12 protein-coding genes and 1 rRNA gene are annotated in these 14,053 nt (G+C 69.3%); 6 read left to right on the top strand and 7 right to left on the bottom strand.

What is annotated here, in order from left to right; translation table 11 throughout:
- Positions 1 to 106 (top strand): 5S ribosomal RNA (gene rrf, locus HHX35_RS04730); the annotation flags it as partial.
- Between the two features lie 227 nt (positions 107 to 333).
- Here rrf and HHX35_RS04725 read toward each other — a convergent pair.
- Together HHX35_RS04725 and HHX35_RS04720 are read right to left on the bottom strand one after the other, a co-directional pair.
- Complete coding sequence (locus tag HHX35_RS04725) at positions 334 to 2,745, bottom strand: ABC transporter permease (protein ID WP_182897806.1); 2,412 nt, start codon at positions 2,743 to 2,745, stop codon at positions 334 to 336.
- Entirely contained in the window at positions 2,745 to 3,449 is a 705-nt protein-coding gene (locus HHX35_RS04720; RefSeq protein WP_182897712.1) for an ABC transporter ATP-binding protein, read from the bottom strand. Before HHX35_RS04720 ends, HHX35_RS04725 begins: the two co-directional genes overlap by 1 nt.
- A 299-nt stretch (positions 3,450 to 3,748) precedes the next feature.
- On the opposite strand from HHX35_RS04720, the gene HHX35_RS04715 reads away from it, so the two are divergent.
- The 3 genes from HHX35_RS04715 (at position 3,749) to HHX35_RS04705 (ending at position 6,311) form a co-directional block, all read left to right on the top strand.
- Positions 3,749 to 4,444, top strand: a complete 696-nt coding sequence (locus HHX35_RS04715; protein ID WP_182897711.1) for a response regulator transcription factor — start codon at positions 3,749 to 3,751, stop codon at positions 4,442 to 4,444.
- Between the two features lie 10 nt (positions 4,445 to 4,454).
- Positions 4,455 to 5,561 (top strand): HAMP domain-containing sensor histidine kinase, encoded by a 1,107-nt coding sequence (locus tag HHX35_RS04710; RefSeq protein ID WP_310738891.1) that lies wholly within the window; start codon positions 4,455 to 4,457, stop codon positions 5,559 to 5,561.
- Between the two features lie 99 nt (positions 5,562 to 5,660).
- Entirely contained in the window at positions 5,661 to 6,311 is a 651-nt protein-coding gene (locus HHX35_RS04705; RefSeq protein WP_182897805.1) for an SUMF1/EgtB/PvdO family nonheme iron enzyme, read from the top strand.
- 39 nt (positions 6,312 to 6,350) lie between these two features.
- On the opposite strand, the gene HHX35_RS04700 is transcribed toward HHX35_RS04705, so the two are convergent.
- Positions 6,351 to 6,824, bottom strand: coding sequence for an Lrp/AsnC family transcriptional regulator (locus HHX35_RS04700; RefSeq protein WP_182897709.1), 474 nt, complete (start codon positions 6,822 to 6,824; stop codon positions 6,351 to 6,353).
- Between the two features lie 131 nt (positions 6,825 to 6,955).
- Here HHX35_RS04700 and HHX35_RS04695 point away from each other — a divergent pair, with 131 nt between their 5' ends.
- Complete coding sequence (locus tag HHX35_RS04695; RefSeq protein ID WP_182897708.1) at positions 6,956 to 7,846, top strand: phenylalanine 4-monooxygenase; 891 nt, start codon at positions 6,956 to 6,958, stop codon at positions 7,844 to 7,846.
- An 18-nt stretch (positions 7,847 to 7,864) separates the two neighbouring features.
- Here the strand turns inward: HHX35_RS04695 and HHX35_RS04690 are convergent, their stop codons facing one another.
- The 4 genes from HHX35_RS04690 to HHX35_RS04675 form a co-directional block, all read right to left on the bottom strand.
- Positions 7,865 to 9,334: a phosphodiester glycosidase family protein gene (locus HHX35_RS04690; RefSeq protein WP_182897707.1), complete on the bottom strand. Its 1,470-nt coding sequence runs from the start codon at positions 9,332 to 9,334 to the stop codon at positions 7,865 to 7,867.
- A gap of 133 nt (positions 9,335 to 9,467) precedes the next feature.
- On the bottom strand, positions 9,468 to 9,671 hold the full coding sequence (locus HHX35_RS04685) for a hypothetical protein (protein WP_142566284.1): 204 nt from the start codon (positions 9,669 to 9,671) through the stop codon (positions 9,468 to 9,470).
- A gap of 406 nt (positions 9,672 to 10,077) precedes the next feature.
- Positions 10,078 to 11,688, bottom strand: a complete 1,611-nt coding sequence (locus tag HHX35_RS04680) for a PucR family transcriptional regulator ligand-binding domain-containing protein (RefSeq protein WP_139575997.1) — start codon at positions 11,686 to 11,688, stop codon at positions 10,078 to 10,080.
- 74 nt (positions 11,689 to 11,762) lie between these two features.
- Positions 11,763 to 12,473 carry a TetR/AcrR family transcriptional regulator C-terminal domain-containing protein gene (locus tag HHX35_RS04675; RefSeq protein ID WP_182897706.1) on the bottom strand — a complete coding sequence of 237 codons (711 nt, stop codon included), beginning with the start codon at positions 12,471 to 12,473 and terminating at the stop codon, positions 11,763 to 11,765.
- Between the two features lie 83 nt (positions 12,474 to 12,556).
- Here HHX35_RS04675 and HHX35_RS04670 point away from each other — a divergent pair, with 83 nt between their 5' ends.
- Positions 12,557 to 14,026, top strand: coding sequence for an MFS transporter (locus HHX35_RS04670; protein WP_182897705.1), 1,470 nt, complete (start codon positions 12,557 to 12,559; stop codon positions 14,024 to 14,026).
- The last annotated feature ends 27 nt before the right edge of the window (positions 14,027 to 14,053 follow it).

Here is a 14,053-nt window from a genome sequence, read left to right as displayed (position 1 = left end):
TAGCGGCAGGGAAACACCCGGTTACATTCCGAACCCGGAAGTTAAGCCTGTCAGCGCCGATGGTACTGCACCGGGGACGGTGTGGGAGAGTAGGACACCGCCGGACAATCTTTGTGGAGGGCCACCCCGTTGGGGTGGCCCTTCCGCATTTCCCGGGGGGATTCCCCCCCGTCCCCCCGGTGCCCTGCGCCGGCTTGTGCGGGTGTCGCGGACGGCGCGTGCGGTGATGGGTGTGTTGGTGGGGGTGCCCCGGCTGTGGTTGGCCGGGGCTTTCGCATGTCCAGGGGACCGACACCAGGGGACCGACACCAAACGCTGATCGCCTTAGAGGTATCAGTCGAGGGACAGCCCTGCGGCCGGAGTCACCCGAGCGGCCCGGCGTGCCGGGAGAACAGCGGCGAGGAGTCCGGACAGGGCGGCGATGAGGGCGACGACGCCGAGTGATGGCCAGGGGACCTGCATGGCGGCGTCGCTGAGAGCCTGCGTCACAATCGTCTCGTATCCGACCCAGGCGAACCCCACGCCGATCGCGGTGCCGAGCAGGGTGGCCACCACCGACAGCAGCACTGCCTCGGTCGCCAGCATCCGCCGCAACTGCCTGCGGGTGAGCCCGAGGGCGCGCAGCATCGCGTGTTCGCGGGCGCGTTCGAGTACGGAGAGCCCCAGGGTGTTCGCGATCCCGATCAGGGCGATCACCACGGCGATGCCGAGCAGGCCGATCGCTGACCAGGTGTAGATGCCCAGCTGTTGATCTAGCGTCTCCCAGGTCCGCAACCCGTTCTCGATCATCGCGCCGACCGGATCCGCCAGCTCGTCCAGGTCACTGCCGAGTCGAGCCGGGTCGGTGCCGGAGGAGGCGCGGATCCAGATGGCATGCGGCTTGGGGGTGTCGGTGAGCGTCGCCAGCGTCTCGGGTGCGACCACGGCCGCCGGGCCCCAGCCGGTGCCGACGGCGACCTGCAACTGGGCTTGCCGGTCGCCGACGCGCACCATGACCTGGTCACCGGGCCGGAGACCCAGGTTCTTGCCGAAGGCCTCGGAATCGATTCTGATCTTTCCCGGCTCGACCCGGGCGAACGCTCCGCCGTCGCGGGCCACCTGCGCCGCGGCCGGCGTGGTGACGACCGGGATCTGTTCGTCGAGCCCGGCCACTCCGGCCACGGTGCCCTCCACCGCAATGGCCTGCTCCACACCGGGAGTGCGACGTACCCGGTCGAGGAGGTCAGTGGTGACCGGCTCCTTGGGCGAGGTGAGCGCGACGTCGATGGGGTGGTCCCTACCGATCTGCTCATTCAATGACGAACGCCATGTGGCCATCCCGGTGAGTACGGCGGTCGTCAGGGTGACGCCGACCATCAGGGAGGCGGTGGTGGTGGCCGTCCGCCGCGGATTGCGCACAGCGTTCTCGGTCGCCAGCCGCCCGGCGGGGCCGAGCAGCGCACCGGTGATCCGAACCAAGCGGGGAACGAGCACCGGTCCGAAGAGGAGTACGCCGGTGAACACCGATCCCCCGCCCGTCACCATGAGCGCCGTACTGTTTCGGACCATCGCCACCCCGAGCAGGGCCAGCCCGATGATCAGGAGGATCACAGCGAGCGCCGGCCGCACCAGGCCGGTGGCCGTGTGCACGTCGACCGCGGCATCCGGGCGCAGCGCCGCCAGCGGGCTCACCCGCACCACACGCCGGGTCGGCAACCAGGACGCGACCAGGGTGACCACCAGGCCGACGGCGAACCCCCCGAGCAGCCAGGGCGTGGGCAGCCCGGCGGCGCCCATTGGGATGGCGGGCGTGAAGGCGTTGATCAGGGCGACCAGCCCGTAGCCGAGGCCGATACCGACCAGTGTCCCGGCCAGCGACGCGAGCACCCCGACGACGGCCGCCTCGCGGCGTACCGAACGCACCATCTGCCGCCGCGTGGCGCCGATGCAGCGCAGCAGTGCGAAGTCGCGGACTCGTTGCGCGAACAGGATGGAGAACGTGTTCGCGATGACCAGGACCGAGACGAAGAGCGCGCTGCCGGCGAACAACAGCAGCATCACCGACAAGCTGTCCACCCGGTTCTGGACATAGGTCAGCCGCTCCGCGGCGAACCCCTCCGGCGACTGCGCCTTCGCGCCTTCCGGGAGCTGACCCAACTCCCCGCGCACCGCCACCGCGCTCAGATGGAGTTGGTCGCGCCACTGCAGCAACTGCGGCCAGGTGACGTACATCGCGGCTTGGGCCGGGGGCGAGGGCGACTCCACGAGACCGACCACTCGTACGTCACGCGCGGCGGCGCCCTCGCCGATCCGAACCCGGTCGCCGAGCTCGACATTCTTGGTCAGGGCGAAATAGACGTCCGCAACGGCCTCGCCTATGCCTGCCGGGAAGCGACCCGAGGTGAGCTTCTGCCAGCGCCACTCCTCCGAGGTGGAGATCGGCCCCACGGTCGTTTCTGAGAGCCGTCGGCCGTTCGCGCGCGCCGGCAGCGTTGCCCGGCCGGTCGCGGCCGCGTTCTCACCGTGTCGCTCGGTGTATGCGATCGCGGCTTTCGGGTTCAGCTCGGACGATGGCCACCCCGCAGCCGAGACCACGTGGTCGGCATTGCGGTACGGCGCTCCCAGGCCGTCCATGAGTCCGCTACGTGCCCCGGACGTGAGCACGCCGACCACGACGACGAAGGCGACCGCGACGGAGACCGCGATGGCCGCTGCGATGTACCTGCGGATGTGGGTGCGCAGCGACGCGAGGAAAACGGTACGCATCACACGACCCGCCCGTCCTGCATGGTGACCACGTGGTCGGCGTACGCCGCCGCGTCCCGCTCGTGCGTGACCATCACGACGGTCCGGCCGAGCTCGCGCGCCGACCGGCGCAGGTGATCCAGCACCTCCGCCGACGTGGTGCTGTCCAGGTTTCCTGTGGGCTCGTCGGCGAACAGCAGATCCGGCTGGGTGATCAGGGCCCGGGCGATCGCGACCCGCTGCTGCTGACCTCCGGACAGCTCTGCGGGCCGGTGGCCGAGCCTGTCCGCCACGCCGAGGACATCGGCGAGCGTGCGTGCGCGCTCCCGTGCCGCGTCGTCGATCCGGCGACCGCCCAGCTCCAGCGGGAGCACGATGTTCTCGCCCGCGGTGAGCATCGGCAGCAGGTTGAACGACTGGAACACGAAGCCGATGTGCTCGCGGCGGAAGATCGTGAGCGCGTCGTCATCGAGTGATCCGAGGTCGGTGCCGGCCACGGTGACGGTGCCGCCGCTGGGTTGGTCGAGTCCGGCCAGGCAGTGCATCAGTGTGGACTTGCCCGATCCGCTCGGGCCCATGATCGCGATGAACCTGCCTCGTGGGAGCTCGAGGTCGATGCCCCGGAGGGCATGCACCTGGGCATCGCCTTGGCCATAGGTCTTGGTGAGGTCGCGCGCGCTGGCGGCCACAGTCTCCCGAGTGGCCTGCCGGGTGGCGGTCGTCATGGCGTAGCTGGTTTCGGCTGACCGGGCTGAGGTGGTTCGGGGATCGATTGCCGGAGGCCGACGGGTCTGGGCTGGGTCATGCCGAGAGTCGGTCACTGCTGCGTCCCCGGGCCCTGAGTGGGGTCGGCGTACCGCGGTGACGACCACGACGGCAGCGAGGTTTTCCGTCGGGCACGGCGGGCTGCTGTTCGTGCTGGTTCGCTGTAGGTCATGCCCGTAGTCAAGGCAGTCTGGTGTTGTCTGCACGTATGCGGTTTTCGATATGCCGACGATATGCTCCGGCTCGTAGCCTCGAGGGTGTGCGAGTGTTGATCGTCGAGGACGAGCCCTACCTGGCAGAGGCCATCCGCGATGGCCTACGCCTGGAAGCGATCGCCGCCGACATCGCCGGTGACGGCCACACCGCGCTGGAACTGCTGAGCGTCAACGCCTACGACATCGCGGTCCTCGACCGAGATGTCCCCGGCCCCTCTGGTGACGAGATCGCCAAGCGCATCGTCGCCTCCGGCAGCGGCATGCCCATCCTGATGCTCACCGCTGCCGACCGGCTCGACGACAAGGCCTCCGGGTTCGGACTCGGCGCCGACGACTACCTCACGAAGCCCTTCGCACTCAAAGAACTCGTGCTCCGTCTCAGAGCACTCGACCGCAGGCGCGCCCACAACAGACCACCCGTGCGAGAGATCGCAGGCCTGCGTCTGGACCCGTTCCGCCGCGAGGTCTTCCGCGACGGCTGCTACGTCGCGCTCACCCGGAAACAGTTCGCCGTGCTCGAAGTCCTGGTCGCCGCCGAAGGCGGTGTCGTCAGCGCCGAAGAGCTCTTGGAGCGAGCGTGGGACGAGAACGCCGACCCCTTCACCAACGCCGTCCGCATCACTGTCTCCGCCCTGCGGAAACGACTCGGCGAACCATGGCTCATCGCCACGGTACCCGGCGCCGGCTACCGCATCGACGTAGGGCCTGGCGCCGGACGTGCGGGAGGGGACGGTGGATAGGGGGCGTGGTTTGAGCATCCGCCTCAAACTCACCCTCAGCTACGCCGCGTTCCTCATGCTTGCCGGCGCCATGCTGATCGCGGCGGTGTGGCTGTTCCTGCGTGTCATGCCCGACGATGTGATCAGGACCACCATGGGGTTCGTTCCCAACCGCTCTATTTTCCAGCGCAGCTTCCTGCCGGCCATGGGCACGGTGCTGGTCTTCCTGCTGATGTTCGGTCTCGTGGGAGGGCGGATTCTCGCCGGCCGCATGCTCGCCCCGCTGGCCCGCATCACGGACGCCACACGCATGGCCTCGAGCGGGTCACTTTCTCACCGGATCCAGTTGGAAGGCCGTAAAGACGAGTTCCGCGAACTCGCCGACGCCTTCGACACGATGCTCGCACGGCTCGAGGCGCATGTCGCGGAACAGCGAAGATTCGCAGCCAACGCCTCGCACGAACTGCGCACCCCGCTGGCGATCTCGCAGTCACTTCTGGACGTGGCACGCGAGGATCCGACACATGACCATGGCGAGCTCGTCGACCGCCTTCACGCTGTCAACGCTCGAGCGATCGAGCTCACCGAGGCGCTGCTCGTGCTCAGCCGCGCTGACCAGAGGCCCTTCACTCGAGAACCTGTCGACCTGTCCCTACTCGTGGAAGAGGCCATCGAAACACTGCTCCCGCTCGCGGAGAAACGCGGTGTCACCATCGAGACTTCCGGTGACATCACCCCGGCTCTCGGGTCGCCGGCGCTCCTGCTGCAGATGACGACGAACCTGGTGCACAACGCGATCGTGCACAATCTGCCCGAACAGGGCAGCGTGTGGGTCGAGACCAGCGTTCGCCCCGAGACCGTGGTGCTCACTGTCGAGAACAGCGGCGAGAAGCTGTCCCACCAGTTGGTCTCGACACTCACCGAACCGTTTCAGCGCGGCACCGGAAGAATACGCAACGACCACGCCGGTGTCGGCCTCGGGCTGGCGATCGTCAAGAGAATCACCCGAGTACACGACGGATCCCTCACTATCGTCCCGCGCTCTGGGGGCGGACTCCGCGCCGTCGTTCAACTGCCCATCCCATGGAGGGCGCGAGCCGGCGGCGAGGAGGACCGGACCTTCCGGCCTGGGCGGTGACGTCCCAGCCCGGTGCACGGATTGACAGTGATCAATAGCGGAGGATAGGAGCCTGAGGTGAGCTGTGGATCGTCGCTGCCCGAGGTGACCGCTGAGCAAATGGTCCCGATCTCCGCAGGGAGGATCCTCCTTCGGGATGAGGGGACGCAGAGGAACTGGGTGGCCGAGGTCGAGGATTTCCTGCTGGCGCCGTATCCCGTGACCGCTGAGCTGTACCGAGCCGTCACCGGTGAGACCCCGTCGAACTCGGCGGGACCGTTGACGCCGGTGACCGAGGTCTCCTGGAACGACGCCGTCCGGTTCTGCAATCTCCTCTCGGAGGCGGCCGGGCTGACTCCTTGCTACTCGATCGGAGGAGACGTCAACGCACAGGACGTGATCTGCGACTGGGATGCCGACGGGTATCGGCTGCCGTCCGAGGCGGAGTGGGAGTACGCCTGCCGGGCCGGAACGACCGGCGAGCGGTACGGGGAGCTCGACGAGATCGCCTGGTATCGGGAGAACTCGGGCGGGCGCGTGCACGACGTGGGGACCAGGGCGCCGAACGCGTGGGGCCTGTACGACATGCTCGGGAACGTCTGGGAATGGTGCTGGGACGTCTACGACGCCACGGTGTACGGCCCCTACCGAGTGTTCCGCGGGGGAGGCGCGCATGACCTGCCCAGGGGATGCCGGGCGTCGTGCCGCCGCAAGAGCCACCCGACGTTCCGCATCGACGACCTCGGCTTCCGCCTCGCCCGATCTGTCTGAGTCCGGTCCGTCTGAGCCGGGTCCGCTTCAGTGCGGTCGTCACGGTGTGGGCGGTGTGACCGCGGCCTGCAGCAAGGGTTCGATGCGGAAGGGAATCTGGGTCGACAGGGCGATCGTCGTGTCGGTCCGCTGAATGGCGGGCGAGGCGAGGATCCGGGCGATGACCTCCTGGAGGTGCGGGGTGCTGCGGGCGGCCACGCGGCACAGCAGGTCGGCCTGGCCGCTGGTGCCGTACACCTCGAGGATCTCCGGGACGTCGGCCAGCCACCGCACGGCCTCGGTCAGCCGGCCCTGCGCGATCTGCAGGGACGCGAAGGCGAGGATGGGGTAGCCGATCTGCTCCGTCGTGATCGTCGGACCGAAGTCGCTGATGACGCCGCGCGCGGTGAGCTTGTCGAGCCGCGCCTGCACGGTGCCGCGGGCCACGCCGAGCAGGCGGGCCAGTTCGGTGAGCCCGATCCGGGGGTTGGCCCGCATGGTGGTCAGCAGGCGGCTGTCGAGCGCGTCGAGCATGCGCCGAGGGTACGCCTCGACTGAGCGAATCGACCAGTGATACCCACCACTAAAGCGCTGATTTGAGCGTTTCGCACACTCTGACTGGTCACTCTTGCCAGCTAAACGCTTACTTGCTGTCATATGGGAGTATGTTTGAAGAAGCGCAGTACTTCGCTCCGGTGGCGACGAAGGATGACGGATCCGTCGTCGTCGAGTTGGCCACGAGCCACCCCGGTTTCGCGGACGCCGTCTACCGACAGCGGCGCAACGCGATCGCGGCGCTGGCGCTCGGTCACACCCCCGGTGATCCCATTCCGACGGCCGAGTACACCGACGATGAGCACCACGTGTGGGCGCTCGTCACCAAGGAACTGGCGGTCAAGCATCAGAAGTACGCGGTGCGCGAGTTCCTCGACGCGACCAAGCGGCTCGGCCTGCCCGGGGACCGCATCCCGCAACTTCAGGAGGTCGGCGACCTTCTGGAGCCGCTGACCGGATTCCGCTACCTGCCGGCGGCCGGGCTGGTCCCGCTCCGTGAGTTCTACGGCGTCCTGGCGGACGGCTTATTCCACTCCACCCAGTACATCCGGCATCATTCCGTGCCCCTCTACACCCCCGAGCCGGACGTCGTCCACGAGGTGATCGGGCACGCGAACACCCTGGCTTCGCCCCGCTTCGCCGCGCTTTACCGGGCCGCGGGCCGGGCGGCACGCCGGGTGGAGACCGACGAGGCGCTGGAGTTCGTGTCCAAGGTGTTCTGGTTCACCCTGGAGTTCGGCGTCATGCGGGAGGACGGCGAAGTCAGGGCGTACGGCGCGGGGATCCTCAGCTCGTACGGCGAGATCGAGGAGTTCCGCGGGATGGACATCCGCCCGCTCGACCTCGCCGCGATGGGGACCACTCACTACGACATCACGAAGTACCAGGAAGTGCTCTTCGAGGCGGCCTCGTTCGACCACCTCGAAGACACCGTCGGGACGTTCTGGGACACCTGCGACGACGACACGATCGCCGGTCTGCTCGCGACGTCTTCGGCGTGAGCCGGCGCGTGGGCAGGCTCAGCGCGCGCCGACGATCAACAGGGCGTCGCCGACTCCCCGCTCAACGCCGTCGGACGGACGGTTGACCACCTTCTTGCCGATGACCATGGTGGTCGACCCGCCGCCGTCCAGGTTGATCGCGTCGCGCGCGCCGAGCCAGCGCATGAGCTCGGCCGCCTCGAAGAACGACGCGCCGATCGTGCTGCCCGGCGCGCGGCCGTCGACGACCGCGATGACGAGCTTGCCGTTGCGGGTGACGCCGGCGAGCGTGCGCGGGTGGCGCCGCAGGATCATATTGGTGTTGGCCATGCCGTCCCGCGCCGCGGTGATGGAGGTACTGCCGTTCCTGACCAGGCCGATCGCGCCCCCGATGATGTTGGTCTCCGGGGTCAGCGGGACGGCCTTGTTCGTCCGCAGGTCGGTGACCCGGGTCGTGACCGTGACGGTCGTGCCCTCGCCCGCGTGCTGCGACAGCCAGTCGGCGGCGGCTCCGACCCCGTGCAGCACGCGGGTGCCGGGCGTCACGGGACCGCCGGATCCGCGGACGGCGGTGACCCTGCCGGAGGCGTCGAGGACCACCTCGGTCCCGTCGTCCTGCGGAGTGTCCCGCCCGAGTTCCTCGGTGTACATGACCAGCTCGTCCGGCTTCGGCACCCGGTTGAGGCCGGTCACCTCGGCCGTGGTCCCGTCGGCCGCACGGGCGACGACCGAGGACGACAACTCGGTGACGCGGGCCGTACGGCCCCGCAGGACCAGGCCCACACGGCCGGCGACGGCCTCGCTGAGCAGCTTGCCGCCGACGACGGAGATGCCCGTGGGGTCGCCGCGGAAGGCGGGCAGCGTGTGGATGTCGAAGAAGCCGCCGTTCACCGCGGCGAGCGCCTTGGCGGCGGAGGCCATGGCCGAGACCTTCTCCCGCTTGGCGACGCTCGTGCCCAGGGAGGTCTGGTAGGAGCCGCGGAACGTACGCGGGTCGACGACGATGACCCGCACGCTCCAGGGGCCGGTGGTGACGAAGCCGTCGTCGCCCTGGAAGTCGACCTTCGCGCTCACCCCGGCGTCCTTGAGCTGCTTGACGACCTCGGCGGCCTCGGCCTTCCGGTCGAGCGGCCAGCTGCCCACCCGCACCATGAAGTAGTCGCCGGCGGGATGGTCCGCGACGGCGGGCCGGGTGAACTTCACGATGACGGGCTCGAGACCGGCCATCTGCACGGCCGTCGCCTGGGCCTGCGCGTTGGCCTCGGACATGAAGTCCTTGCCCTTGACGACGACGCTGACCGTGTACCCGTCCTGCGGTGTGCCGTGGCGAAGGGTGAAGTAGCTGACTCCGGGGGCCAGGCTCTTGGCCGCCGACTTCGGGATCCCGGGCTCGCCGAGAGGGAAGTTCGTCGTCGGCAGTCCGGCGACGGGCTCGGCGGCGGCGGGTGCCGAAGGGATGGTCGTCGCCAGGGCCAGTACGGCGGCCCCGGCGACAAGGCGGCGTCTCATGCGATTACTCCCCATTGGTGATCCTTGCGGGACCATCGTGGCGACAATCGCGTACGGAGACGACTGAAACGCGCCAAAGAGCATGAAATTCCCCAACGCCAAATCGGGCGTTTAGGGCATAAGCGCATAAATGTCAGGGAGTGCCGGCGTCGATCTCCCGGGCCCGCTGGACGAACTCCTGGGCGGATCGGGCCTCGATGTGGACGAGCAGTCCGTCGCGCCGCCGGGACATGCCCCAGTAGTGCGTGGTGGCCTGGCCCCACCAGATGGTCCATTTGGGGAAACGTGCGGACAGGGCCCGTACCACGACCGTCGGGCTGATTTGGGGTTCGCTCATCGTGGGCACGTTTCGAGGTAAGCACGATTCACCCAGTGAGCGCGAGTATACGAAGAGTAGTCAGGTGCGATAGGACTTACACCCGGGACGACATACCTACTTTCCGGGTGTCAGCATCTCCGCAAGGAGCCGCCCATCGAGCCCTGTAACGGTCAAATCGTCTGCTCCGGTCATCGTCTCGGCCGCGACGATCCCGATGATCGACCCGGCCTCCTCATCGGGCAGCGCCGAGACCGGGAGACTCCTGCCCACGTTGACGCCGTTGACCGTCAGCCGCTCCCGCTGATCAGCGTGGTGTGCCCGACCCTCACTCCCGCGACGTCGGTGATCGCGTTGTGCTCGCCGGGCGTTCCGGTGCCGACGACGATGCCGAAATCCCGTGCTCTCAACGACGGCCCCTTCTCGATCAGGTGGTCTCGCGGCGGAAGGTCTCCAGGGCCAGCAGTGCGACATGCAGGGACAGGCACGACTCGACGTCGTCGAGGTCGGTGTCGAGGACCCGCTCCAGCCGACGCAGGCGGTCGTAGAACGCGGGGCGGGACAGATGGGCCTTCTGTGCGGCCACCGCCTTGTTGCGTCCCGCGTCGAGGTAGATGCGCAGGATCCTGGTCAGGTCGCCGTGCCGCTGGGCGTCGTAGGCCAGCAGGGCCCCCAGCTCGCGCTCGGCGAAGGTCTGCAGCCGGGCGTCGTCGCGCAGCAGGTGGAGCAGGCCGCGCAGCCGCAGGTCGGGCAGGCGGTAGAACGGCCGCCCGTCGGGCTGGCGCACCGCGACCTCCGCCACCTGCTCGGCCTCAAGGAAGCTGCGCCGTACGTCCTTGATCGACTCTACGACCGAGCCGGCCGCCAGCACGAACGGCGTGGCGAAGTTCGCCCGCAGGCGCTCGGCCAGCGCGCCGAGCGCGGTCTCGGCGGCCATGCGGGGCGGCAGCGGCAGCAGCACTCCGACGCGACTTTGGTCCAGCGCCCCGACCAGGGCGGGCAGCTTGGCCTCCCGGCAGGCGGCGGCGCCTGCCTCGGCGAGCTCGCCCAGCCTGGCCTGCTCGCCCAGCGCGGTGCCCACGGACGCGGTCAGCCGGATGACGGCGCTGACGAGCCTGCGGCCGGTGAGCGGGACGCCGACGGCGCGGGCGCGGGCGGCGGCCTCGTCGGGGTCGGCGTACGCGTGGGTGAGGATGCCGGTCAGTATGGTCCCGTGTGCCTGCCGCTCCAGGGACTCCTGGTGCCGCTCCAGCAGGCGGCTCAGCGCGAGCGTGGTCGCCGCGCGTTCGGCGAGCACGATGTCGCGGGGGCTGGGCGGCGCGTCGCACAGCAGGATGAGCCGTCCCCAGTCCTGGCCGCGGGCGCCGACCATGGTCACCAGCCACCCGGCGGCGGCGTCGTAGGCGGTCCGCTCGGAGGGCATGACCGCGCGCGACCTGGTCTCCCAGTTGGCCAGCACGCTCCCGGTGTCGCCCCCGGCCGCGTCGCACGCCAGGACCTGGTGGGCCAGGTTCTCCAGCAGCACCGGGCGGCCGGAGAAGCGGGTGACCTGGTTGAGCACCTCGGCCGGGGACGCGCCCTCGACCGACAGCTCGGTGAAGACCTCGTGCAGCTGCTCGGAGGCCCGCAGCTCCTGGAGCTGGATGTCGATGATCCGCGCGTGGACCGACTCGGTGATCTGCACGAAGGGCGTCTCGCGGGCCAGTGTGATCAGGGGCAGCCCGTGCTCCTCCGCGGCCTTGACCACCGCTCTCGGCAGCTCGCGGACGAACCGGCGGCCGAGCTCCACGATCAGGCCCGAGGCTCCGACGGCGGCCAGCTCGCAGATGTAGTCGGCCAGTTTGTCGGGCTCGCTCGGCAGCGCCACCCCGGTCGTGAGGACCAGCTCGCCGCCGCGCAACAGATGGGCGATGTCGTGGACCTCGCCCACATGGACCCACCGGACCCGGGTGTCGAGCCGGTCGCCGCCCGCCACCACCCGGGGGCTGCCACGCCGGACGGTGTCCAGCGCGAGCACGTCGGCGACCGTGGGGAGCATGCTCAGAGGCTACCTGATCATTATGTAAGGATGACCCCCCAGAAGCTGACAGTGTGCGGGCCCGAAACGGACACTCAGCGCAGGCGCGTGCCGAGACCGTCGAGGAGGGCCATCAGCCCGAATTCGAAGGCGAGCCGCCGGGCCACGAGCGGGTCGTAGTCCTGGTCCGCGTAGGACCGATAGCGCTCCAGCAGGTTGGGCCGGTCGGAGGCCAGCTTCATCACGATCGGGTCCACCGCGGCCTGCAGCTCCGTCATGCTCTTACCCGTCGCCTTGAGCGAGCTGAGAAAGGCGACCTCGGGGATCGTGGCGCCCAGCGTGTACGACACGACGGCCGTCATGGCGTAGTCAACGTCGATGCCCTCGAAACCCGCGCGGACGAAGGCGCCCATCAGCCGGTCGGACGCGGTGAGCGCGTTCGGCCCGAGTGCGGGGACCACGCCGATGAGGCTCGCGCTCCACGGATGGTCGAAGACCGCCTGGCGCATGGCGTAGGCGAAGACGCTGGCCGCCTCCCGCCAGTCGGCCGCCTCGGGCATCACGACGCCCGAGTAGACCTCGTCCATCACGAGCTCGATCAGCTCGTCCTTGTTGGCGACGTGCCAGTAGAGGCTGGTCGCGCCCGCGCCGAGCCGGGCGCCGAGCTTGCGCATGCTGAGCGCGTCGAGGCCCTCTGCGTCGAGCAGCTCCACGGCCGCCCGGACGATCTGATCGCGGCTGAGGCCCTGCTCGCGCCCTCCCTTGGGCTCGCGGGTCCAGACCGAGGAGAACGGCTTCGCTGACACGGCCTCACAATATTCGCTCGCACAGTGTTCGATTGAGTCGTACAGTGTCCGATACTACTCGCACACTGTTCGAGGTGACCTTCATGTCCCATCCCCGACGCTGGTGGATCCTCGGCGTCCTCTGTCTGAGCCTGCTGACCCTGGTCGTGGACAACACCGTCCTCAACCTGGCGATCCCGTCGCTCATGCGCGACCTCGGCGCCACGCCGTCCGACGTCCAATGGGTCATCGACGCGTACGTCCTGGTCTTCGCGGGCCTGCTGCTCACCGCGGGCAGCCTGTCCGACCGGTACGGCAGGCGGCGGATGCTCGTGATCGGCCTGGCGTTCTTCGGCGGGGCCTCGCTGGCGGCCACACTCGCCACCGAGCCGTGGCAGCTCATCGCGGCCCGCGCGCTGATGGGCGTCGGCGGCTCCTGCGTGATGCCGTCGACCCTGTCGATCCTGATCACCGTGTTCGACGAGAGCGAGCGGCGCAAGGCCATCGCGGCGTGGAGCTCGGTCGCCATGGTCGGCGTCATCGCCGGTCCGACGGTCGGAGGGTTCCTGCTCCAGCACTACTACTGGGGTTCGGTCTTCCTGATCAACGTGCCGATCGCGGTGCTGGCGATCGTCGCGGCCTTCGCGCTCATGCCGGAGACGTACGGCGAGACGCGGCGGGCCGACCCGCTCGGGGTGATCCTGTCCACGGCCGGGATGGGCGGGCTGGTCTGGGCCGTCATCTCGGCGCCCGGCGGGCACTTCAACCCCCTCGCGGTGGCGGTCTCGGCGGCCGCCCTGCTGGCGTTCGTGTTGTGGGAGCGCCGCACCCCCCACTCGATGCTGCCGCTCGGCCTGTTCCGAAACCGCTCGTTCAGCGGGGCGTGCTTCTCGATCGTGCTGCTGTCGTTCGGCGCGGGTGCGCTCATGCTGGCCATCACGCAGTATCTGCAGTTCGTCCTGGGCTACGACCCGCTGAAGGCCGGGTTCGCCCTGCTGCCCTACGTGGCGGCGGCGATGGTGTTCAACGGCCTGGGCGCGTCGCTGGGCAAGAAGGTGAGCAACCGGGTGCTCATCGTCTCCGGCCTGGTCGTCATGGCCGCCGGGTTCGTCCTGCTGTCCACGCTCACCGGCGGGTACGGCACGCTGATCGCCGGCCTGATGGTCATGGGCGTGGGCGGCGGCCTGGCCGGCCCCGCGGCGTACGCGACGCTGATGGGCGCGGTGCCGCCCGAGCGCGCGGGGGTCGGCTCCGCGCTGAACGACACCGTGCAGCAGGTCGGCATGGCGCTGAGCGTGGCCGTTCTCGGCAGCGTGCTCGCCGGGGCGTACACCGCGGCCATGCCCGAGTCGGCGCCGCCGGCGGCGCGCGAGTCGATCGGCGTCGCGGTGAGCCTGGGCGACCCCGCCCTGGCCGCAGCCGGGCGCGACGCCTTCGTGTCGGCGATGTCCGTCGGTTCGTGGGTGGGCGCGGCCTGCTCGCTCGCGGCGGCCCTGGTCGCGCTGCTGGTCCTGCGCCGGAAGGCCGCCGGGACGGCTCCCGCGCAGGAGTCCGCGGAACCCAGCACTGTGTAAGCCGATTTCGAGGTATCCCAGACAGGC

It is taken from the genome of Microbispora sp. H10830, assembly GCF_014161375.1.
Classification (GTDB): domain Bacteria; phylum Actinomycetota; class Actinomycetes; order Streptosporangiales; family Streptosporangiaceae; genus Microbispora; species Microbispora catharanthi.
The sequence above is the reverse complement of the archived record's forward strand: the minus strand, read 5'-3'. Positions and strand labels throughout refer to the sequence as shown.